The following is a 22,859-nucleotide window of genomic DNA, read 5'->3' as shown; positions in this document are numbered from 1 at the left end:
CCTTAACGGTTCGATTCAGTGCTGACATGGTGGCTGACCTGGGCGAGCGCCCGCGGTTGCCAGCGTTTCAGTAACAGGGAATTGCTCAAGACTGTGATGCTGCTCAGGGCCATGGCCGCCCCCGCCAGCTCGGGGCTGAGGTAACCCAGCGCCGCCAGCGGAATGCCGATGATGTTGAACACGAAGGCCCAGAACAGGTTCTGCTGGATGGTGCGCCAGGTGGCCGCCGAGATGTCGATGGCATCGGCCACCAGCCGCGGATCAGAGCGCATGAGGGTGATAGCGGCGGTCTCCATCGCCACGTCCGAGCCGGAGCCCATGGCGATGCCCACATCCGCCGCCGCCAGCGCCGGGGCATCGTTCACCCCGTCCCCCACCATGGCGACCAGCCCGCGGGTTTGCGCCCGTAACGCCTCGACTTTTTCCACCTTGCCAGCCGGCAGCACTGAGTCAAACGCCCCATCCAGCCCCAGCTTGGCGGCGATATGGGCCACCGGTGCCGGTGCGTCACCGCTCACCAGCCAGCTGGCGATGCCGCGCTGGCGCAGGGTAGCGATGGCCTCGGGGCTCTCCGGTCTCAGGGTATCGGCCAGGGCCGCTATGCCGGCCACCACGCCGTCGATGGCCACCCAGACCCGGGTCGCGCCGTCGGCGGCTTGTTCATCCTGTTGTGGTACGTCAATGCCGAGCTGGGCCAGCAGACTGGCATTGCCGATGGCGACCGAATGATCCACCACCTGGCCGAGGATACCAGCCCCGACCCGCACCTCCACCGCCTCCGGCTGGGGCAGCACGGCATCTTTGCCGGCTGCCTCGCGCATGGCCAGCGCCAGCGGGTGCTCGCTCGCCTGCTGCAGGGCAGCGGCGAGGCGCAGCTGCTCGTCGTTGCCGCTCCAGCTCGCCAGCACCGGCCGGCCCTGAGTGAGCGTACCTGTCTTGTCGAAGATCAGCGCCTTGATGGCGTGGGCCTTCTGCAGGGTATCCACATCCTTGATCAGAATGCCGTGGCGCGCCGCCACCCCGGTGCCGGTGACGATGGCGGCCGGCGTGGCCAGTCCCAGCGCGCAGGGGCAGGCGATCACCAGCACCGCCACCGCCGCCAGCAGCGCCTGACCGAAGTCGTTGCCGATGGCGTACCACACCAGCAGGGTAAAGAGGGCGATGGCCATCACCACCGGCACGAACACGGCGGAGACCTTGTCCACCAGCTGCTGCAGCGGGGCCTTGCCCATCTGGGCGCTCTCCACCAGGGCGATGATCTTGCTGAGGCTGGAGTCCTCCCCCACAGTCGTGGCCTCGATCTCCAGCACGCCGGAGCGGTTGATGGCGCCGCCCAGCACCTTGTCGCCCTCGCCGCGGGGCACCGGCAGGCTCTCGCCGGTGAGGATCGACTCGTCCAGCTCGCTCTCGCCGCTCAGGATCTTGCCATCCACCGGCACCCGCTCACCCACCAGCACCCGCAGCCGATCGCCGCGCAGCACCTCGTCGATGGCGACGCTCTGCCAGCTCTCACCGCGCCAGACGGTGGCGGTTTCCGGCCGCAGCGCCATCAGTTCGCGAATGGCGGACTGGGTGCTGCGTCGGGCCCTGGCTTCCAGCAACTTGCCGAGGGAGATCAGGGTGATGATGATGGCGCTCGCCTCGAAATAGAGCTGGCCGCTGGCGGCCATCCCCAGGGTCAGCAGCAGATAGAGGCTGTAGAAGTAGGCCGCGCTGGTGCCGGTCGCCACCAGCACGTCCATATTGGCGGAGCGGTTCTTGATGGCGAGCCAGGCACCGCGATAGAAGCGGGCCCCGATCCAGAACTGCACCGGGGTGGCGAGCACCAGTTCGAGCCAGGCGGGCAGATGCCAGGGCAGCAGACCGGCCATGGCCAGCATGCCCGCCAGCAGCGGCAGGGTCAGCAGCGCCGAGACGATGACCCGGGTCTGCGCCTGACGGGCACTGGCGGCCTCCTGCGCTTCCCGCTCCAGCAACTGCTGACGGCGGCCACTGGCCGAGCCCTGCGCCAGCTGGGCACCAAAGCCGAGGGCTTCGATCTGCTCGCGCAATGCGGCAGGGGTCTGCATCCCGGGCACCAGCACGATACGGGCCTGTTCGATCGAAAAGTTGACGTCGGCGGAGATGACGCCCGGCAGCGCGGCCAGCATCTTGTTCAGACGGGCCGAACAACCGGCACAGGTCATGCCGCTGATCTGGAAGGAGAGCGTCTCGTGGCCATAGTCATAGCCCTGTGCCTGGATGCTCTCCAGCACAGCCGGCAAACGGTCGGGGCTGGCCAGGTCGATGGCGGCCTGCTCCAGCGCGAAGTTGACGGTCGCCTCGACCCCCTCCAGCTTGTTGAGGGCGGTCGTGATGCGGCTGGCGCAATTGGCACAGCTCATGCCTGTGAGCGGCAGCTGCAGATGGATGGGTAATTGAATATGAGTGGTCATCTTGTTCCTCCCCGGAACCCATCGGCCAGAACGAGCGCCGACCAGCAAACCCTAACCTTTACTGTAAGGGTAAGCTCAAGCCATCTGACTCACTTTTTGCAGATGAAAAAACGGCGCCCGTTTGCTGCCAGAGAGCAAACGGGCGCCGCATTCAACTATTACGCGGTGTGACCGGCTCAGATGCCGTACTGGGCGCGGTACGCCTTCATGGCAGCCAGTTGCGTAGCCAGCTCCGGCTGCTCGGCCTGCTTCTCTTCCAGATAAGCGATCAGGTCGCTCATCTGGATGATGGCGATGATGTGGGCGCCGTAGTCACGCTCCACCTCCTGAATAGCGGAGAGCTCGCCCTTGCCCTTCTCCTGACGGTCCAGCGCGATCAGCACACCGGCCAGGGAGGCACCGTTGGCCTGGATCAGATCCATGGACTCGCGGATGGCGGTGCCGGCGGTGATGACGTCATCCACCAGCATGATGCGCCCCTTGAGCGGGCTGCCCACCAGATTGCCGCCCTCGCCGTGATCCTTGGCTTCCTTACGGTTAAAGCACCAGGGCACGTCCACGTCGTGCTGCTCAACCAGCTGTACCGCAGTGGCGGAAGCGATGGGGATCCCCTTGTAGGCCGGGCCAAACAACACATCGAACGCGATGCCGGCATCCATCAGGGCGGCGGCATAGAAACGCCCGAGACGGGCCAGATCGCGGCCGCTGTTGAACAGACCGGCGTTGAAGAAGTAGGGGCTTTTACGACCGGATTTCAGGGTAAATTCACCGAATTTGAGGACCTGCTTCTCCAGGGCGAACTCGATAAATTGACGCTGGTAGGCTTTCATTCTGGCTCCTTGCTTGGCTTGTCGTTTACTTTCGTGGGGTATAAAAAAACGCGGTCAATGCCGCGTTTTTAAAATCAGGAGAGCGACTGCTTCTGCAGCGCAATGATGTCGGCGATGCCGCCCTTGGCGAGCGCCAGCATGGCCAGCAGCTCTTCGTGGGTGAAGGGCTCGGCCTCCGCGGTGCCCTGCACCTCGATGATGCGACCATCCTCGGTCATCACCACGTTCATGTCGGTCTCGGCGGCGGAGTCTTCGATGTACTCCAGATCGCAGATGGCTTCCCCTTCGAACATGCCGACGGAGACGGCGGCGATCATCTGCTTGAGCGGGCTCTGCTTGATCATGCCCTTCTCCACCATCCAGTTCAGCGCGTCCACCAGCGCCACACAGGCACCAGTGATGGCGGCGGTACGGGTGCCACCGTCGGCCTGCAGCACGTCGCAGTCAACTGTGATGGAGTGCTCGCCCAGGGCGGTCAGGTCTACCGCGGCGCGCAGGGAGCGGGCGATCAGGCGAGAGATCTCCAGGGTGCGGCCGCTCTGCTTGCCGGAGGCCGCTTCGCGGTTCATCCGGGAGTGGGTGGAGCGCGGCAGCATGCCGTACTCGGCGGTCACCCAGCCCTGATTCTTCCCTTTCAGGAAGCGCGGCACGCTGGTGTCGACGCTGGCGGTGCAAAGCACGCGGGTGTTGCCGAATTCCACCAGCACGGACCCTTCAGCATGCTTGGTGAAGTGGCGGGTAATGGTGACCGGACGAAGCTGCGCGGCAGTGCGATCGCTGGGACGTGACATGGGACGGACCTCTGGGCTGGCTCAAATTGGCGGGCGATTATAAGTGATCCCGCCCCAAATATCAGCCGCTAAAACCACGCTGTCGGCTGACGGAGCAGGCCTGGCTGAGTATACTGGCCCCACACTTCATCAAGCCCGGAACAATCAATGATTCACAGCATGACCGCCTACGCCCGCAAGGAACTCAAGGGCGACTGGGGCACAGCCGTTTGGGAAATTCGTTCGGTCAACCAGCGCTATCTGGAGACCTACATTCGCCTGCCGGAACAACTGCGCAGCCTGGAGCCGGTTCTGCGTGAGCGCTTCCGCGCCAAGCTGCAGCGCGGCAAGGTGGAGTGCAACCTGCGCTTCGAGGCCGCCCAGGCCGCCGCCAGCCAGCTGCACATCAATGAAGAGCTGGCCAAACTCATCATCGACAGCGCCAACTGGGTGATGAAAGAGGCGGGCCAGGGCCAGCTCAATCCGGTCGACGTGCTGCGCTGGCCGGGCGTGATGGCTGCCGCCGAGCAGGACATGGATGCGGTCGCCACCGAGCTGCTCGGCGGGTTTGACCAGACCATGGAAGATTTCCTCGCCTCCCGCGCCAGCGAAGGGGCCAACCTCAAGTCGCTGATCGAACAGCGCCTGGCCGGTATTCAGGTAGAAGTGAAGAAGGTGCGCGTGCACCTGCCGCAGATCATCGAGTGGCAGCGCCAGAAGCTCACCGACCGGCTGGCCGAAGCCAAGGTTGAGCTGGATCCGGCTCGCATCGAGCAGGAGATCGTGCTGCTGGCCCAGAAGATCGACGTGGCCGAAGAGCTGGATCGGCTGGAAATGCACATCAGCGAGACCAACAAAATCATGAAGAAGGGTGGCGCCTGTGGCCGCCGCCTCGACTTCATGATGCAGGAGTTCAACCGCGAGTCGAACACCCTCGGCTCCAAGTCCATCAACGCCGAGGTGACCCAGTCAGCCGTCGAGCTGAAGGTGCTCATCGAGCAGATGCGCGAGCAGATCCAGAACATCGAATAATACTGGTTCGATTGCGTGAAAAAGCCATTGGAGACAATGGCTTTTTCTTTTTATGCGGAGCAGGCGAGCACAGGGAGCGTACAGGCGGTGGGCTCGGCCGCCGGGCCGAGATCCCGCACTATGTCGCGGATCACCGCATCCAGCTGATGAAGGCTGTGATGATGAGGCAGGGTGATGAGGTGGGAGTGCTCGCCCGAGGTCGCCAGGCAATGGCGCTTCCAGGTGCGCTCCGAGGGGCGCGGGAAGACCACGGTAATGGAGTGCAGATGCCGCCAGGCGGGCACCCCCTGCTGATTCAACCGCTCCACCAGCTGCTGGGCCATGGCCAGGCAGCGCCCGGTCCGCTCACGCCACTGGGCCAGCGTCCGCCCCTTGATGGCGGCCCACATCAACAGGGGCGTGAAGCCGTTGCGCGATCCGCTGATGGTCTGATCGCTGGCCGAGATGTAGTCCACCTCCACGGCGATGCGATCCACAAAACGCCGCCTGGCCAGCACGATGCCGCACGGGATCGGCGACCCCATCATCTTGTGGCCCGAGACACTGATGGAATCGATGCCGTCGGCAAATGAAAAGGCCGGCGCATCGTCCACAAACGGCAGTATCATGCCGCTCAGGGCCGCATCCGCGTGCAGGTAGTAGTCCTGACGCGGGATGCCGATGGCCGACAGCCGCCGTTGAATGGCGCCGATGTCGTCGACCGCCCCCTTCATGGTGGTACCGATATTGGCAAATATGATGGGATGACGCTCGCCATCATCCACTATCTGCTCTGCCAATTTATCGCAGTCTATTTCCCCGCTGGGCAGTGTGGGAATTTCCTTGGCCTTGATCCGCAGCAACCTGATTATTTTGGCAACCGAATAGTGTGTCTCTTGTGAATAATAGAGGGTGCCTTCAGGAAACAACTCTCTGGCAAGATAACAGCCAAACATATTGCCTTCGGTGCCGCCATTGGTCACATAACCCCAGCTCTGCTCTGGCGGGATTGAAAATAGCGATGAGAAATAGTGCATGACCTCTCGCTCAAATTCGAAGGTATTGAGCAAATAATTTCCAGGCGCACCCCAGTCGCCACAGTTATTGATAGAAAACTGTAAAAACTTGTGCAGCTGGGAATAATCAAAGTCGGCAGCCTCCGGATAACCGACATTGAAATATTGATGGGTAAGGCAGAACTGCCAAAACTGCTCGAGCCTGTGCTGATCTTCTGCTGACAGCGTCATGATGGTGTCCGTGGCGAGCGCCATGACCTGGCGCCGCCCTTGCTGAATGATAAGAGCAATGCGTGAAATTGATTGAATATATACAGCCAGTCAGGCCGCCTGGGAGCCGCTCAGGAGCTCCCACCAGGCTGACAGGGTGGGCCTGCGCGCCAGCTCGTCAAAGCCGACATCGACCCCCTGTGCCTTCAGCTCTGCGGTAAAGCGCATGATGCTGAGGGAGTCCAGCCCATACAGCACCAGACTCTCCTCCGGATCCAGCTCCCCCTCCTCCACCAAGCTCTGTACTCGTTCATTCAACCACTCACGGGTCATGAATGTAGGCCTGCTCATGTTATTTCCTCACTGTCTGTCATGGTTATTTCTAGTCGTGATTGTTTAATCACCGCTCCCACCCAATTGCTGAAAACTGGATCGACGGCTGCCAAAAAATAGGTTTCGCCATACCGGTCTGAAATACCGTCCAGAGTCATCTCTGGCCACGACTGATGCCAATTTAATTAAGCGACTTATCGATATAACCATATGGGTTGACGGAATAAATTAACCTTGAAATGAAAATCATTCTCACCTTTAAATATATAAACAACGAAACACGACAAGTTGTCAACGCCATGAATGAGATGAAAGAACTGACCGCGATGCAGGCGGCTTGCTGGATGGGACGCAGCGCGCATGCCCATCTGGGGGGCGTCAGTGCCCACCTCTACGCCGAGTTTGACGGCCCGGCCCTCGATCTGGCGCGCCTGCACGGTGCGCTGGAGCGTCTCTATCAGGCGCACCCCATGCTGCGCCTGACCGTCACCCGGGACGGCGCTCAAACGCTGGGGGATCCTGCCCCGGCCGTGCTGGAGATAGATGATTTCCGCTCCCTGAGCGGCCAGCCACTGGCCGATGCCCTGGCCCGCAAGCGGCAGGAGTGGACCCATCAGCAACTCGATCTGAGCCGGGGTCAGGCGGCCCGCTTCTCCGTCACCCGGCTGGCAAACCAGCGCCAGCGGCTGCACATCGACACCGACATGATGGCCGTCGATCCCTCCAGCGTGCGGATCCTGCTCGCCGATCTGGCCCGGTGGTACGAAGAGCCGGCGTGGACGCCGCCGCCGGCCCCCTCGTTTTTTGCCTGGCACGAGGCGGTGCAGACGCGCCTGCGTGAGCGTCGGGAACAGGATCGGCAGTGGTGGCGACAACAGCTGCCAACGTTGGCGCCGGCGCCCACCCTGCCGACCGTTCCGCAGCAGACTCCCCCCACCAGCGAGCGCCTCAGCGCCACCCTGGATGCCGCCACCTGCCAGGCCCTCACCACCCTGGCACGGCAGCGGCGCCTGACCCTCTCCAGCCTGATGCTGGGCCTCTTCGCCCACGCCCTGGGCAAGGCCACCGGCGACAGACATTTTCGCCTCAATGTCCCCTTCTTCTGGCGCGAGCCCGTGCTTGGCAACGAGCAGCGGATCGCCGGCGAGTTCGCCAACCTCACCCTGGTGGACGTGGACCTTGACCAGGCCGGCACGCTGGATGCGCTGTGCCGGCAACTGGCGGCCCAATGGCACCAGCGCCTCGGCCACGGCGCCTATTCCGGCGTGGCGGTGATGCGCGACCTCTCCCGCCACCACGGCTCGGCCCAGCTGGCCCCCATCGTCTTCACCGCCGCCCTGGATCTGGAAGGGGGCTCGCTGTTTGACGAACGGGTGCACAGGGTCTTCGGCGCCATGAACTGGGTCATCTCCCAGGGCCCCCAGGTGGCGCTGGATGCCCAGCTGGTGCGCCTGCGCGGCGAACTGCTCATCAACTGGGACGTCCGCCTCGATGCCCTGCCGCGCCCCTGGATCACCGCCCTCTTCGACGATCTGGTGGCACATCTGCGCCAGCTGGCGCGGGATCCCGCCCTGCTCGACGCCCAGTTGCGCCGCCGCCGAGAGGCCCCCCTGACGTCGCTGCAGCAGGCCTACCTGCTCGGGCGCACAACCCAGTTTCCGCTCGGAGGGGTCGCCATGCAGGAGTACCGGGAGTACCGCGGCAAGATGGAGCCGGCGCTGCTGCGCGCCCGCCTGCGGGAGATGGTGCAGCGCCACGATGCGCTGCGTACCCGCATCGATGCCGACCGCCTGGTACAGATCGTCGATGACGAGGCGCGCCTCAATCTGCACGAACAGGACCTGCGTCAGCTGACCGAAGAGGAGGTGGCTCCCAGGCTCGCTCGCCACCGGGAGGCATACAGCCATGCCCTGTTCGACCTGACGCAGTCCCCCTGGGAGCTGACCCTGCTGCACCTGCCGGGAGACGAGCTGGTCGCCTTCGTGCGCATCGATGCCCTAATCCTGGATGGACACGCCATCGCCACCCTGATGCGCGAACTGTTCGAAGGAATAGTGGCCCCCGCGCTGCCCTCTCCGCCCGCTCACGAGCCCACGGCGGCGCAGCGGGAGCAAGCCGGGGACTACTGGCGGCGCAAGCTGGCCAGACTGGAGGGGCCACCGCGCCTGCCATGGACCCAGCCGCTCGAAGGTCTGCGCAGTGCCCGCTACGCACGCCAGCGGCAACACATACCTGCCGGGCAGGCGGCCGCGCTCTACAAGCTGGGTGCCCGCCAGCACCTGTTCAAGAACACCACCCTGATGGCCGTCATCCTGGAGGTGCTCTCCCGCTGGCGCGACGAGGGGGATCTCTGCGTGGCCGTGCCGGTGGCCCCGCCACCCGGCGGGCCGCTGACCAACCGATCCAGCTTTATCGCTCTCACCTGGCAGCCCGCGGAGGGCACCCTGCTGGAGCGGGCCCACATCCTGCAGCAGGACGTCATGGAGGGGCTGGATCGGCTCGCCTTCTCCGGGGTCGATATCGCCCGCCAGCTGGTGGAGACCCATGGCGGCGGGCCCGCCCTGCCCGTGGTCATCACCAACGGACTGGCCTGGCCGGTGGCCGCGCCAGAGAGCCCCATGCAGTGGCAAGGGGGGCTGACCCAGACACCCCAGGTCGCCATGGACATCCGCATCAGCCAGCAGGCCGACGGTACCCTGGTGCTCGACATCGACTACGCCAGCGAGGCTCTGGAGGCCGCGCTGGTAAGCGATCTGCTCGCGGCCATGGCGCGTGCCGTGGCCCGGCTGGCGGAGGGAAAGGCATTTCACCTCCCGGATCTGGTCACCCCCACCCATGCCCGTCACAACAGCCTGCCGGACGCCGCCTGCCACACCGACTTCCTGCAGCGCATCGCCGATCGCCTGTTCCATCCGCAGCACGAGGCTGTGGCCCTGAGCCAGGGGGAACGACGGTTCAGCTACCGGGAGCTTGGTCACGGCGTGGGGCGCGTGATGCATGCCCTGAGCGAGGCCGGCATCGAGGCCGGGCAGGTCGTCGCCATCTGCCTGCCGCGCAGTCCCGAGCACACCATGGTGACCCTGGCCTGCGCCCTCAGCGGCATCATCTGGGTGCCCGTCGATGCTGCCTCGCCAGCTGAACGCCGCCGCTATCTGCTGGACAACTGCTGCCCCGACCTGGTGGTGGCAGAGCCAGGCGCAGAGACGGGCCACCCCACGCTGACCCCGGCCACCCTGCTGGCCGGCTCCGACGCCCCCCTCGGCACGCCCTGGGCGGGGCGCAGTGCCCACACCACGCCGGCCTACTACCTCTACACCTCAGGCACCACGGGGCGCCCCAAGTGCGTGGTGCTGAGCAACCAGGCCACCGCCAACGTGATCGGCAGCACCCTGCAGCGCTGGAACATCACAGAGCAGGACAGGTTTCTCTCCGTCACCCCGCTGCACCACGACATGTCGGTCTTCGACGTGTTTGGCTGCCTGACCGCCGGCGCCACCCTGGTGCTGCCGGAGCCCGGCGCCGACAAGGACGCGGTGCACTGGGGCCGGCTCATCGCGCGCCACGGCATCACCCTCTGGTGTTCGGTGCCGGCCATGCTGGAGATGCTGCTCGCCTGCCACCCGGTCGACACGCTGCAGAGTCTGCGGCTCGTCGCCCTGGGGGGGGATTACATCAAGCCGGGCATCATAGAGCGCCTGCGCAGCGGCCTGCCCGCCGCCCGTCTCTTCTCCCTCGGCGGGCCGACTGAAACCACCATCTGGAGCATCTGGCACGAGATAAGCGCCGACGATAGGCAGCGAATCCCCTATGGCACACCACTGCCGGGCAATGCCTACTGGCTGCTGGACGAGCGCGGTGAACACTGCCCGCTCGGGGTGGCGGGCCGCATCCATACCAGCGGCGTCAACCTGGCCCTCGGCTACCTAGAACAGGGGCAGCTCGTCCAGACCGACTTCGTCACCCTCACCGATGACAGGGGCCAGCCGGTGCGTGCGTTTCGCACCGGCGACCGGGGCCGCTACCGCCGCGACGGCACCCTGCTGTTCGACAGCCGGGTCAACGGTTACATCAAGGTGCGCGGGGTGCGTGTCTCGCTGCCCGACGTCGAGAGTGCCCTCATCACCCATCCGGCCCTCGCCCAGGTGCTGGTGGTGGAGTACGGCGACGAGCAACAAGGAGAGCTGGGGATCGGGCTGCTCTACGTCTGCGCCACCGGCCACCGGCTGGACCCGGCCGCCCTGCGCGAGTTTGCCCGGGCGCAGTTGCCGGCCTCCCATGTGCCGACCCGCGCCCTGGCCGTCGCGCAGCTGCCCCTCACCGCCAACGGCAAGCCGGACAAGCCCGCCGCACGCCACCTGCTGGCGCAACCCGCCCCCCGTCACGGGGTACTCGACATCTATCTGGAGGTGCTGGGCGCGGCACCGGGCAGTGCCGACAGCCGGCAACCCTTTACCGCGCTGGGGTTGCGGCCCCAGCACCTGAAGACCATTTCTGCCCGGCTGCGCGAACGCTTCGCCGTGGAGCTGTCACCGGGCCAGCTGCTGGCCTGCCGCACGGCAGCCGACGTCGAGGGGCTGCTGGCCAGCGTGCACACCTGACCCTGCGCCCCGGCATGGCCGGGGCGCATCACCTTTCCTTTGGGAGTGTTTATGGAGACCACACACGTGGATATCGCCGGGGTCGGCATCGGCCCCTTCAACCTGGGGCTGGCGGCCCTGCTGGACCGGCATCCCGAGCTGAGCGGGGTGTTTCTGGACCGCAAACCGGCCTTCAGCTGGCACCAGGGGCTCCTGCTGCCGGGCACCACGCTGCAGGTGCCCTTCCTGGCCGACCTGGTCACCCTGGCCGACCCGACCCATCCGCTGAGCTACCTCAACTATCTGCACCGGCACGACCGGCTCTACCCCTTCTACTACTACGACCACTTCCAGATCCCGCGCCGCGAGTATGACCACTACTGCCGCTGGGCCGCCGAGCAGCTCCCCGGCTGCCGCTTTGGCGAAGAGGTGGTGGCGGTGCATTACGATGCGGGCAAGGAGCGTTTCTGCCTCGAGAGCCGCGACGCCGACGGCCAGCCCCACCACTACCAGAGCCGTGATCTAGCCATCGGCATCGGCACCCGTCCGGCCCTGCCAGCCTGGGCGCAGGGGATCGATCATCAGAATCTGCTGCACTCCGCCGACTTCCTGCACGCCAGGGAGCGCCTGGCCGCCTGCCGCCGGGTGACCGTGGTCGGCTCGGGGCAGAGTGCGGCCGAGTGCGTGCTGGCCCTGTTCCAGACGCTCACGCCGGAGCGGGTGGCCGCCGGGGCGGCCATCCAGTGGATCACCCGGGCCCCCGGCTTCCACCCCATGGAGTACTCCAAGCTGGGGCAGGAGTGCTTCACCCCCGGCTACATGGACTATTTCCAGCGCATCCCGCGGGAGAAACGGCGCGCCATCGTGGCCGGGCAGGGGATGCTCTACAAGGGGATCAGCTTCGCGACCATAGGCGCCCTGTTCGACCTGCTCTACGAGCGATCCATCGGCGGCCAGACACCCGGGCTGACCCTCTTCTCCAGCTGCAATCTGGAGGCGGCCGAAGTCCTGAGCGACGGCGCCCTGCGTCTGACCTGCCACCACACCCAGCTCGATCAGCGTTGTACCCTCGAGGCCGATGCCGTGGTGGCCGCCACCGGCTATGCCCATGCCTGGCCCGCCTGGTTCGAACAATTGAAGAGTGAGGTGCTGGCCGTGGACGAACAGGGGGACTGCATAGTGCAGGAGGACTTCACCGCCCGCCGCGCCGATCGGGGCACTGGCCGGGTCTTCATCCACAACGCCGACATCTTCCAGCAGGGGGTAGGCTCGCCGGATCTGGGGCTCGGGCCCAACCGCAATGCCCGCATCCTCAACCAGCTGCTGGGCCGCGCCCATTACCACCTGCCCACCCGCACCACCTTCCAGCACTACGGTCTGCCGACCGACTGAGCCAAACAGTGAGCCCCCTTGCGGGGGCTCACGCCATCACACCTGTGGGGCCAGGGCTGCGAGCGGGCTGGCGGTACCCTCCCGCACCAGCTGTTCGAGCAACCGGTCAAGCAGGGCACAGAGAGTCTGTATCTGGGCCGGGCTGTAGCGTCCGTCCCGGTAAGTAATGACCAGCCGCAGCCGCCGCTCATCGTCCAGCACATCCTCCATGATCTCGAACTGCAGGCCGAACATGGTTTCGGTCTTGTCCGCATCGATCTGGCGGTAGCGCAGCCCCTCGCCCGCCGGGGTCGGCAGACGGCCGTTGAGGGCGTTGCTGGCGTGGATCTGGATGTAGACGTCGAACAGCAAGCCGTCGGCAGGCGTCATGCCCAATCCCTGCTGGATCTGTTCGAGCGGCACATCCGCATAGCAGAGTGAGTCGTTGATGGTGCGGGTCACCTGGCGCAACAGATCGCCAAACCGGGTGGTCGCGGCAAACGACACCCGATGCGCCACCATGGTAGTGAAATAGCCCACCGAGTCGAAGAAGGCGGGATCGGTGCGCCCCGAGGTCGAGGTACCGATCAGGATCTCCTCAGCCTGACCCAGCTGGTGCAAGGAGAGGGCGATGGCCGTGTACATCAGGGTAAAGAGGGAGGCATCGTGGGCGCGGGCCAGCTCATAGAGCCGGGCCAGCGTGCCCTCGGCCGGCTGCCACTCGTGCCAGCGGGCGGCCCAGGTTTCCCCCTGCAGGGGCATCACCGGCAAGGGAGGACGGCGGGAAGCCGGCACGGCGCCGTGCAGCAGACGGGTCCAGTAGGACAGGTGCGTCTCGTTGATCCCATCCGCCGCCTGCCGGCGGGCAAAATCGTGAAACGCCGGCGCCGGTGCATCCCAGCGGGGGGCAATTCCGGCGGCGCGAGCCAGGTAAGCCTGGGCCAGCTCCCCCATCATCAGGTTGATGGACCACTCGTCCACCACCATGTGGTGTACCAGCAAGGAGAGCTGCTGGCGCCCCGTGGCCGGATCGCGCAGGAAACGGATCCGCAGCGGCAGTTCCCGGGTCAGGTCGAAGCGATGGGCCGCTGCGTCGGCCAGGGTCATCCCCTGCGACTCGGCACTGCCCCAGAACCAGCGATAGCCGGCCAGCTGATCGACCGGGAGAATGCGTTGCCGCACTTCGCCATCCTGCGTCATGAACAGGGTCCGCAAACTGGCGTGGCGCTCGATAATATCGGCAAAGGCGCGAGCAAACAGGGACTCGTCCACCTCGTCAATAAAATCGAGGGCAAAGGGAAGATTAAAAATGGTGCCAAAGTCGTGGGCTTCATAAGCCCGCCACAGAGAGGCCTGCGCCAGGGCGAGCGGAGCCGGTGCCCTGTTATTTTCCGAGACGGCTTCCGGTAGTGAAGCCTGCTCTGATATCACGGCCTTGCGTGCCAGGGCAGCCGCCGTCGGCGATTCGAAAAAGTCGTTGAAGCGGCACTCGATACCGTGCTCGCTCAGTAATTTCCCAATAATTCTGGTCGCCAGCAGGGAGTGACCACCATTATCAAAAAAGTCATCATCCGGTCCCATATCGGGCGATGACAAGGCACGGCGAAACTCCTCAAGAATAATCCGTGAAATATTCTTGCCGACATCATGAGCAGGGGCACAAGAGGCTGGTGTGGCAATGCATGCCGGGGATGATAGCAGCAGCGGCGATTGCCCGGCCTGGCCGGTAGCCAACCGATCGTAGTGCTGCTTCAGCGCCGCCATCAGGGTCTGTGGCGAACCCTGTTCCGCAAGCACAGGATGCAGCACCAGCGCCAGTGTCACACTACTTTCTGCGTTGATAATCAATGCCTTGAAAGGCGGCTGGCGGGCGCTGTCCCAGGGGGCCTGCTGCACTCGCCGTACCAGCTCATCCACCTCCTCAGCCGCCAGACGATGAAATTCCAGACAGGGATACCAGCCATTTATCTGATATTTAAATAGATCGCCATCGGCACTGAAAAAATAACGGGCATTGAGTTCCGGCTGCTCCTTTATTAATAACTCAACACTCAATATCAACAGCGAAATATCAATATCGTCAGGGAGCGGCCAACACATCACCTGTTTAATTATCTGCTCGGGCTGCTGTTGTTGTAACAACCAGCAGCTCTCTTCATGGGCACTGACAGGCAGCTCAAGCAGCCCCTCATTATGGAATTGCAGCAAAAGCCATCTCCTTCTCTGTGGAAATATAACCCTGTGAATTACGTCTGTTTTATTTGAAATAACCACGGACGCATGCCCCTCCCCCCTAATTGGCGGGAAAGGCATTGCGATATATCGATGAACACGATACCGTGCAAATGATTACCATAATGATTTTCATTCTCAAATAAAAATAACACGAGGTTCAGGAGAGAAATCGTGGAAATGGGCACAGGCTCCTTCCAGGCGCAGTTGCATCGTCTGTATCAGGAACATCACGGATGGCTCTGCTCGCTGCTAAGACGCAGGTTGGGCAATAGCTGCGACGCCGCGGATCTGGCGCACGACATCTACCTTCAGCTGCTGCGCAAGGGACATATCCCCACGGCGGCCGAGTGCCGTCGCCATCTGATGCAGATCGCCAAGGGCAAGGTGATCGATCTCTACCGCCGGCGTGCGCTGGAGGCCCGCTACCTCGAGCAGCAAAGCTACCAGCCCGACGCTCAGGCCCCCTCGGAAGAGCTGCGCGCCATGCAGCGCGAGGCGCTGGGAGCCGTCGCATCAGCCCTGCAACGCCAGTCCCCCAAGATCCGCCAGGCCCTGCTGCTCTCCCGCCTCGGCGGCCTCGGTTATCAGGACATCGCCAGCCAGCTGCAGGTGTCTGTTTCATCGGTCGAGAAGTATATCGCCCAGGGCGTGCAAAGCTGCCATCGCAGCCGGCCCGGCGGCGGCATCTGACCCGGATGGGGGAAATAAAAAGATTCATTTGAGGTTTTTTGTCCCCCGTACGGAAAACCACAGAGATCCGGTCGCTCGTTGCGGCCACCATCACTTCACCGTGGAGAAATAGCCATGAAGGCAGACGATGTGCAGTGCCCCGAGGCCAATGCTGGCGGGCCCATCAGCCGCGTGCTGGCCCCCATTCGCGGCCACCTGATCGCCGCCGCCCTGCTGGCGGCCATCGGCGCCATGCTGACCCTGGTCCCGCTGGCCGGGATCGCCCACCTGGCGGGCCTGATGCTGGCCGAGGCCGCCGTGCCAGGCGACGCGATCACCGCAGTGCTCGGGATCAGCCTGGCCTGCCTGTTTGGCGGCATGATCCTGCTCAGCGCCGGCGATCTGGTGGCCCACCTGGCCGACAACCGCATCACCGGCCAGCTGCGCCTGGCCCTGACCCGGCGGCTGGCCCGGGTGCCCCTCGGCTGGTTCACCGCCCGCGCCTCGGGGGAGGTTAAACAGGCGATGCAGGACGACATCGGCACCCTGCACAGCCTGACGGCCCACTTCTACACCACCCTGGGCCGCTGCAGCGGTGCTGTATTCATCTCCCTGATCTACCTCTTCGCCATGGACTGGCGGATGGCCCTCATCGCCCTCTCCCCCTTCCCGCTCTTCTTCCTGTTTTCCGCCCGCGCCCATCGCGCCAGCGCCGCCAACATGCAGCAGTTCGGCGCCGGCATGGCCCGCATCAACAACGCCGTGGTGGAGTTCGTGAGCGGCATCCCCGTGGTCAAGGCCTTCGGCGTGCAGGGCCGGCTGCACACCAGCTACCGCAACGCCATCGATGACTTTGCCCGCGCCTTCACCGATTTCACCCGTCCGCTGGTCGCGGCCATGGCCAACGCCAACGCCATCATGGCCCCCGCCTCGGTCTTGGGGGTGGTGCTGGCCGGCGCCGTGGTGATGGTACGAGCGGGCGCCATGACACCTGCCGAGGTGCTGCCCTTTGTGCTGGTAGCGCCGGGGCTGTGCGCCCCCCTGATGCTGCTGAGCTACCTCAAGCACGATCTCGGCAGCGCCACCGCGGCCGCCGAACGGCTCCACGCCCTGCTCGCCACCCCGGTATTGACGGAGCCCGCCGCCGGCACCGGTTTGCAGCCGGCCGACAACACCCTGCACCTCGAGCAGGTGAGCTACCGCTACGACGACCAGACCCCGGTGCTCAGCGAGCTGACCGTCACCCTGACCCCGGGCACGGTCACCGCCATCGTCGGCGCCTCCGGGGCCGGCAAATCGACTCTGGCCAGGCTGCTGCTGCGCTTCTTCGACCCGAGCGAGGGGCGCATCACCCTGGGCGGGGTGGACCTGCGCGATCTCGAGAGCCGCGAGCTCTATCGCCACATCGGCTTCGTGCTGCAAGAGGTGCGCCTGGTGCACGCCAGCCTGCACGACAACATCGCCCTCGGCCGCCCCGGCGCCAGCCGCCAGGAGGTCGAGGCCGCCGCGCGCCGCGCCAACATCCACGACCGCATTCAGGCCCTGCCGCGGGGCTACGACGCCGTGGTCGGTGAGGACGCCAACCTCTCCGGCGGCGAGCTGCAACGGGTCAGCATCGCCCGCGCCCTGCTGCTCGACCCGCCGGTGCTGGTGCTCGACGAGGCCACCGCCGCCGCCGACGCCGACAACGAGGTGAAGCTGCAACAGGCGCTCTCCACCTTCGCCCGCGGCCGCACCCTGGTCGTCATCGCACATCGGCTCGACACCGTGATGCACGCCGACCGGATCCTGGTGCTCGACAACGGCATCCTGTGCGAACAGGGGCGCCACCACGAACTGCTGGCCCGCCGCGGCCGCTATGCCCGTCTGTGGGAACAGGGGGGATACGACACTCCCACCCAGACCCATATCCCTCATCAGGAGGCCGTCCCCACATGCTGAACACCTTCCTGCGCCTGCTCGGCGACGACGCCGTCCTGCTGCGCCGCTACGGCCTGCTGGCCCTGCTCTACGGCCTGCTCTGCGGTCTGACCCTGGTCTGCCTCATCCCGGTGCTCACACACCTGCTGCGCGCCGAGACCGACGCCGCCACCGGCTGGCTGCTGGTGCAGCTGATCGGCGTGCTGCTCTGCTGGAACCTGCGCCGCCGGGTGGAAAAGGCTGGCATCGCCGTGGGGATAGCGGTGCTGAGCACCGGCCGCCACGCCCTGGGCGAGCACGTGGGCAGCCTGCCCATCGGCTGGTTCACCCCGGCCAACACCGCCCGCCTCAACCACCTGGCCTCGCAAGGCATGATGGAGCTGGCCCAGCTGCCGGCCCACGTCTTCACCCCCCTGTTTGGCGGGGTGATCACCCCGCTGGTGGTGCTGGTGGCCCTGTTTGCCCTCGATGTGCAGCTCGGCCTCATCGCCCTGATCGCCCTGCCGCTGCTGGTGGCGGTCTTCCTGCTCACCACCCGCCTCAACCAGCACGCCGACCAGACCTTCCACCAGCATGCCGCCGATACCAGCCAGCGCATGGTGGAGTTTGCCCAGGCCCAGTCGGTGCTGCGCGCCTTCAACGGCGAGCAGGGGGGAACCCGTTTCCTCGAGCAGGCCATCGCCCAGCAGCAAGCCTCCGGCAGGCAGCTGATCCGGCTCACTGCCCTGGCCTCGGGGCTCAACGTCTGGGCAGTGCAGGCCTGCTTTGCCACCCTGTTGCTGGTGGCCGCCCAGCACCTGGGCGGTGCCGACAGGGAGAGCCTGATCGCCGCCCTGGTGACCCTGGTGCTCATCAACCGCTTCATCGATCCTCTGCTCGACGTGGCCGGCTACAGCGACGTGCTGCGCGGCGCCCGTGCCCAGCTGGCGGCCCTGCAAACCATGTTCGACTACCCGGCCCAGCCGCAGCCGGCCACTCCTGCCACCCCGCTGGATGGCTCAGTGGAGCTGCGCGGGGTGCATTTTGGCTATGACCCGGCCCACCCGCAGGTGCTCAAGGGGGTGGATCTGGCGGTGGCGCCCGGCAGCATGATGGCGCTGGTCGGTGCCTCGGGCTCGGGCAAGAGCACAGTACTGCGGCTCATCGCCCGCTTCTTCGACGTCGGCGAAGGGGCCGTGCTGGTGGGAGGGGTGGACGTGCGCGCCATGAGCGGTGAGACCCTAGCCAGTCACATCAGCCAGATCTTCCAGGATGCCTATCTGTTCCAGGGCACCATTGCCGACAACATCCGCATCGGCAAGCCCGAGGCCAGCGATGCCGAGCTGCTGCACGCCGCCCATCAGGCCGGGGTGAGCGAGATAGTCGAGCGCCTGCCGCTCGGGCTCGACACCCAGGTTGGCGAGGGTGGCGCGCGCCTCTCGGGGGGCGAGCGCCAGCGGATCGCCATCGCCCGTGCCCTGCTCAAGGACGCCCCCATCCTGCTGGTGGACGAGGCCACCGCCGCGCTGGATGCGGAGAACCAGGCCGCCATCACAGAGACGCTGGCCCGGCTGCGGGGCAAACGCACCCTGATCGTCATCGCCCACCAGCTCTCGACCGTGGCTATGGCCGATCAGATAGTGGTGCTCGACGATGGCATGGTGTGCGAGCAGGGCCCCCACGCCGTCCTCAGCCGCCAGCCGGGGCGCTATGCCCACTTCCTGGCGCAGCGCGCCAGCGCCAAGGGGTGGCGCCTGACCGGAGAGGACGCGTGAGGGCGCTCCTGCTGCCGGCGACCCTGCTGGTGCTGGCCACGTGCTCCCTGCTGATCGGGGCGCGCCCCCTCCCGCTGGCGGAGCTCTTCGCCGGGGATGGCCTGCTCACCCTCACCGCCAGTCGCCTGCCGCGGCTGGCGGCGGTGCTGTTGACCGGCGCCGGGCTGGCGGTGGCCGGCGTCATCCTGCAGCAGATAGTGCAGAACCGCTTTGTCGAGCCCGCCACCTCCGGCGGGCTTGACGCCGCCAAGCTCGGCATCCTGATCGCCCTGACCCAGCTGCCCGCCGCCGGCACCACCGGCCGCATGCTGCTGGCGCTCGCCTTCTGCTTTGCCGCCAGCCTGCTGTTCATCGTCATCGTGCGCCGCATCCGCTTCAAGAATACCGTGCTGATCCCGGTGATCGGCCTCATGTATGGCAGCGTGCTGAGCGCCCTCGCCGAGTTCTACGCCTACCAGCACAACATACTGCAGAGCATCCAGGGCTGGATGCTGGGGGATTTCTCCAAGGTGGTCGAGGGCAACTACGAGATCATCTACCTCATCCTGCCCATCACCCTGCTGACCTATCTCTACGCCCACCGCTTCACCGTGCTCGGCATGGGGGAGGAGGCCGCCGCCAGCCTGGGGCTCGGGTACTCGGCCACCGCCACCCTCGGCCTGCTGTTGGTGGCGGTCACCGTGGCCGCCACCGTCATCACGGTCGGCGCCATCCCCTTCGTCGGGTTGGTGATCCCCAATCTGGTGGTGCTGCGCCACGGCCAGCACCTGAGAAAGACCCTGCCGCTGGTGGCTCTCTATGGTGCCCTGCTGCTGCTGGCATGCGACCTGCTGAGCCGGCTGCTGATCCACCCCTTCGAGGTGCCCATCGGGCTCACCGCCGGCAGCCTCGGCGGCGTGCTGTTCCTGCTGCTGATCCTCTGGCAGCGCCGATGAGAGAGACTCTTATGCGTTACGGGATCTGGGGGCTGCTGGCCCTGCTCGCCGCGACCTTTGTGCTGTTCGGATCGGATCTCGACACCGGCTACATCATCCCCCAGCGGCTGCTGCGCCTGGCCGCCATCACAGTCGCCGGCGTCTGCATCGCGGTCTCGGCCATCAGCTTCCAGACCCTGGCGGGCAACCGCATCCTGACCCCCGCCATCATGGGGTACGAGGCGGTCTATCTGTTGCTGCAAGCCCTGCTGGTGCTACTGCTCGGCAGCCAGAGCCTGCTGCTGCTCGGGCGCGAGGAGAACGGCGTGCTGTCGCTGCTGCTGATGCTGGGATACTCGGCCATCATCCACCGCTGGCTGTTCCGGCCCGGGCAGAGCGACCTGTTCCAGCTGCTGCTGACGGGGCTGGTGCTGACCATGGTGTTTGGCACCCTGACCCAGTTTGTCCAGCTCAAGACCAGCCCCGGGGAGTTCGCCATCCTGCAGGGGTTCGGCTATGCCTCGTTCAACCGGGCCCAGCCGCCGGAGCTGCTGATGGGGGGCGGTCTGGTCGCCCTGGTCTGTCTCGTCATCGCCCGCCGCCAGGCCGAGCTCGACGTGCTGGCGCTCGGGCGCGAGCAGGCCAGCTCGCTCGGGGTGGATTACCGGCGGGCGGTACGCCTGCACCTGGCACTCATCGCCGTGCTGGTGGCCGTCTCCACCAGCCTGGTCGGCCCCACCGCCTTCATGGGGGTGTTCGTGGCCAACATCAGCTATGCCCTGGCGCGCACCTTCCGTCACCGGGTCACCCTGCCGCTCGGCTGCGCCATCGCCATCGCGCTCTTCATCCTGGCCCAGTTCCTGGTGGAGCAGATCTTCAACTACCGCACCACGGTCAGCATCCTCATCAACCTGGTGTGCGGCACCTACTTCCTCGCCCTGATGGTCAAAACCAGAGGATCGCCATGATCTCCCTCGAACAGGTTCACCAGCGCTACGGCGATCGCGCCGTCCTGCGCGACATCACAGTCGACTTCCCGGCCGGTCGGGTCACCTCGCTGATCGGCCCCAACGGCGCCGGCAAGAGCACCCTGCTGATGGCCATGGCCCGCCTGCTGCCCATCAGCCAGGGGCGGATACGCCTGGGAGGCACCGACCTGCACCGCTTCACCGCCCGTGACTACGCCAAGCGGGTCGCCACCCTGCGCCAGTCGCCGGACGTGGGGCTGCGACTGACGGTCGACGAGCTGGTCGCCTTCGGCCGCTTCCCCTACAGCCAGGGCAACCTGACCCGGGAAGACCGCATCGCGGTCGACGAGGCCATCGACTTTCTCTCCCTCGCCCCCTTGCGCCGGGCCTACCTCGACGAGCTGAGCGGCGGGCAGCGACAGCTGGCCTACCTCGCCATGACCGTCGCCCAGCAGACCGACTGCCTGCTGCTCGACGAGCCCCTCAACAACCTCGACATGAAGCATGCGGTGCAGCTGATGCAGGCGATCCGCCGCCTCAGCGACGAGCAGGGGCGCACTCTGATCCTGGTGGTGCACGACATCAACTTCGCCGCCAACTATTCCGACCACATCGTCGCCATGAAGGGGGGCGTGCTTGCGGGCAGCGGCCCGGTCGCCGAGATGGTCACCCCGGCCAACCTGGAGGCGCTCTACGACCTGCGTTTCGACATACTGCCGAGCCAGCGCGGCCTGCTGTGCAACTACTTCAACCCAACCCCGTCTGGAGAATTGTTATGAGGATCAATACGCTCACCGCCGTGCTGCTGGCCGCCATCGCAGGGCTCACCGGCTGCGACGCTCCCAGAGAGCAGGCCGCCACCGGGGCCGACGGCACCGTGGTCACCGTGACCCACCAGCTCGGCACCACCCGGGTCGTCACCCCGCCCAAGCGGGTGGTGGCCTTCGACATGAGCGAACTCGATACCCTGGATCAGCTGCAGGCCCCGGTGGCCGGCATCGCCAAGGATTACGTGGCGCACTTCCTGCAGCGTTATCGGGACGACCCGGCCGTGATGGACGTGGGCACCACCATCCAGCCCAACCTGGAGCGGCTGCACAAGCTCAAGCCGGATCTCATCCTCATCTCCCCCCTGCAGGCCCAAAGCTACGAGGCGCTGAGCCAGATAGCCCCGACCCTGCACTACGACATCGACATGACCAACCGCGACGGCCACATCCTGGAGGCCGCCAAGGCCCACCTGCTCACCCTCGGCACCCTGCTCGGCCAGGAGGCGCTGGCCAAAGAGAAGGTGCAGCAGATGGACGCCAAGATCGCCGAGGTGCAGGCGCTGACGCAGGATCGTCCGGAAAGAGCGCTGATCGTGCTGCACAACAACGGCGCCTTCACCGCCTTTGGCACCCAATCCCGCTACGGCTTCCTGTTCGACACCCTGGGGGTCAAGCCGGCCGGATTGGAGCGGGACACCGGCATGCACGGCCAACCCATCTCCAACGAGTTCATCCAGCAGGCCGCCCCGGACATCCTGTTCGTCATCGACCGCACCGCCGTGATGGAGCGACGCACGGCCATCGACGCCAGCACCCTGGACAACCCGCTGCTGCGCCAGACCAAGGCGTGGCGCAACGGCAAGGTGCGCTTCGTCGACCCCGAAACCTGGTACCTCTGCACCGCCAGCTTCACCTGCCTGAACCGCATCGCCGACGAGGTGATGGCCGCCTATCGCAGCTGATCCCCCATGCCCGGCCAGCGCCGGGCATCAACACGCAAATGAGAGTTATTTTTATTTGAGGATTTTAGAGTGTCATCCGGAAAGCATAAGGAGACAAAAACGCACTCCTCACCC

At 65.6% G+C, this 22,859-nt stretch carries 16 protein-coding genes; 10 read left to right on the top strand and 6 right to left on the bottom strand.

Going from position 1 to position 22,859, the window contains the following annotated elements:
* Nucleotides 1-2: 2 nt before the first annotated feature.
* The 3 genes from BN1143_RS06300 to rph all read right to left on the bottom strand — a co-directional run bounded on the left by BN1143_RS06300 (nucleotide 3) and on the right by rph (nucleotide 4,056).
* Complete coding sequence (locus BN1143_RS06300) at nucleotides 3-2,435, bottom strand: heavy metal translocating P-type ATPase (protein WP_042050023.1); 2,433 nt, start codon at nucleotides 2,433-2,435, stop codon at nucleotides 3-5.
* A gap of 176 nt (nucleotides 2,436-2,611) precedes the next feature.
* A complete protein-coding gene (pyrE, locus tag BN1143_RS06295; protein ID WP_042050022.1) occupies nucleotides 2,612-3,265 on the bottom strand; it encodes an orotate phosphoribosyltransferase in 654 nt (217 codons plus the stop codon).
* 74 nt (nucleotides 3,266-3,339) lie between these two features.
* Nucleotides 3,340-4,056 (bottom strand): ribonuclease PH, encoded by a 717-nt coding sequence (gene rph, locus BN1143_RS06290; protein ID WP_042050020.1) that lies wholly within the window; start codon nucleotides 4,054-4,056, stop codon nucleotides 3,340-3,342.
* Between the two features lie 147 nt (nucleotides 4,057-4,203).
* Here rph and BN1143_RS06285 point away from each other — a divergent pair, with 147 nt between their 5' ends.
* The gene (locus tag BN1143_RS06285; protein WP_017784252.1) at nucleotides 4,204-5,067 is read left to right on the top strand and encodes a YicC/YloC family endoribonuclease; all 864 of its coding nucleotides are present in this window, start codon (nucleotides 4,204-4,206) and stop codon (nucleotides 5,065-5,067) included.
* A 50-nt stretch (nucleotides 5,068-5,117) separates the two neighbouring features.
* Here BN1143_RS06285 and BN1143_RS06280 read toward each other — a convergent pair whose 3' ends face one another.
* Both BN1143_RS06280 and BN1143_RS06275 read right to left on the bottom strand, forming a co-directional pair.
* Nucleotides 5,118-6,317, bottom strand: coding sequence for a histidine decarboxylase (locus BN1143_RS06280; protein ID WP_082038458.1), 1,200 nt, complete (start codon nucleotides 6,315-6,317; stop codon nucleotides 5,118-5,120).
* 66 nt (nucleotides 6,318-6,383) lie between these two features.
* Nucleotides 6,384-6,623: a phosphopantetheine-binding protein gene (locus BN1143_RS06275; RefSeq protein WP_231570561.1), complete on the bottom strand. Its 240-nt coding sequence runs from the start codon at nucleotides 6,621-6,623 to the stop codon at nucleotides 6,384-6,386.
* Nucleotides 6,624-6,913: 290 nt separating this feature from the next.
* Here BN1143_RS06275 and BN1143_RS06270 point away from each other — a divergent pair, with 290 nt between their 5' ends.
* Together BN1143_RS06270 and basC are read left to right on the top strand one after the other, a co-directional pair.
* The gene (locus BN1143_RS06270; protein WP_042050019.1) at nucleotides 6,914-11,203 is read left to right on the top strand and encodes an amino acid adenylation domain-containing protein; all 4,290 of its coding nucleotides are present in this window, start codon (nucleotides 6,914-6,916) and stop codon (nucleotides 11,201-11,203) included.
* A 66-nt stretch (nucleotides 11,204-11,269) separates the two neighbouring features.
* Entirely contained in the window at nucleotides 11,270-12,574 is a 1,305-nt protein-coding gene (gene basC / locus BN1143_RS06265; protein WP_156141288.1) for a putative histamine N-monooxygenase, read from the top strand.
* Nucleotides 12,575-12,610: 36 nt separating this feature from the next.
* Here the strand turns inward: basC and BN1143_RS06260 are convergent, their stop codons facing one another.
* Nucleotides 12,611-14,761, bottom strand: a complete 2,151-nt coding sequence (locus BN1143_RS06260) for a condensation domain-containing protein (RefSeq protein WP_082038457.1) — start codon at nucleotides 14,759-14,761, stop codon at nucleotides 12,611-12,613.
* A gap of 204 nt (nucleotides 14,762-14,965) precedes the next feature.
* Between BN1143_RS06260 and BN1143_RS06250 the strand changes: the two genes are divergently transcribed.
* From BN1143_RS06250 to BN1143_RS06220, 7 genes are all read left to right on the top strand, one after another.
* Complete coding sequence (locus BN1143_RS06250; protein WP_019840901.1) at nucleotides 14,966-15,478, top strand: sigma-70 family RNA polymerase sigma factor; 513 nt, start codon at nucleotides 14,966-14,968, stop codon at nucleotides 15,476-15,478.
* Between the two features lie 114 nt (nucleotides 15,479-15,592).
* On the top strand, nucleotides 15,593-17,398 hold the full coding sequence (locus BN1143_RS06245) for an ABC transporter ATP-binding protein (protein ID WP_042050015.1): 1,806 nt from the start codon (nucleotides 15,593-15,595) through the stop codon (nucleotides 17,396-17,398).
* Nucleotides 17,392-19,131: an ABC transporter ATP-binding protein gene (locus BN1143_RS06240; protein WP_042050014.1), complete on the top strand. Its 1,740-nt coding sequence runs from the start codon at nucleotides 17,392-17,394 to the stop codon at nucleotides 19,129-19,131. Before BN1143_RS06245 ends, BN1143_RS06240 begins: the two co-directional genes overlap by 7 nt.
* Nucleotides 19,128-20,066: an ABC transporter permease gene (locus BN1143_RS06235; RefSeq protein ID WP_042050013.1), complete on the top strand. Its 939-nt coding sequence runs from the start codon at nucleotides 19,128-19,130 to the stop codon at nucleotides 20,064-20,066. Before BN1143_RS06240 ends, BN1143_RS06235 begins: the two co-directional genes overlap by 4 nt.
* A gap of 11 nt (nucleotides 20,067-20,077) precedes the next feature.
* Nucleotides 20,078-21,013: an iron chelate uptake ABC transporter family permease subunit gene (locus BN1143_RS06230; RefSeq protein ID WP_082038456.1), complete on the top strand. Its 936-nt coding sequence runs from the start codon at nucleotides 20,078-20,080 to the stop codon at nucleotides 21,011-21,013.
* Nucleotides 21,010-21,792 carry an iron ABC transporter ATP-binding protein gene (locus BN1143_RS06225; RefSeq protein ID WP_042050011.1) on the top strand — a complete coding sequence of 261 codons (783 nt, stop codon included), beginning with the start codon at nucleotides 21,010-21,012 and terminating at the stop codon, nucleotides 21,790-21,792. The genes BN1143_RS06230 and BN1143_RS06225 overlap by 4 nt, the downstream gene beginning before the upstream one ends.
* Entirely contained in the window at nucleotides 21,789-22,745 is a 957-nt protein-coding gene (locus BN1143_RS06220; RefSeq protein WP_042050010.1) for a siderophore ABC transporter substrate-binding protein, read from the top strand. The genes BN1143_RS06225 and BN1143_RS06220 overlap by 4 nt, the downstream gene beginning before the upstream one ends.
* Nucleotides 22,746-22,859 lie beyond the last annotated feature (114 nt).

The sequence above is a fragment of the Aeromonas dhakensis genome, assembly GCF_000820305.1.
Classification (GTDB): domain Bacteria; phylum Pseudomonadota; class Gammaproteobacteria; order Enterobacterales; family Aeromonadaceae; genus Aeromonas; species Aeromonas dhakensis.
The sequence above is the reverse complement of the archived record's forward strand: the minus strand, read 5'-3'. Positions and strand labels throughout refer to the sequence as shown.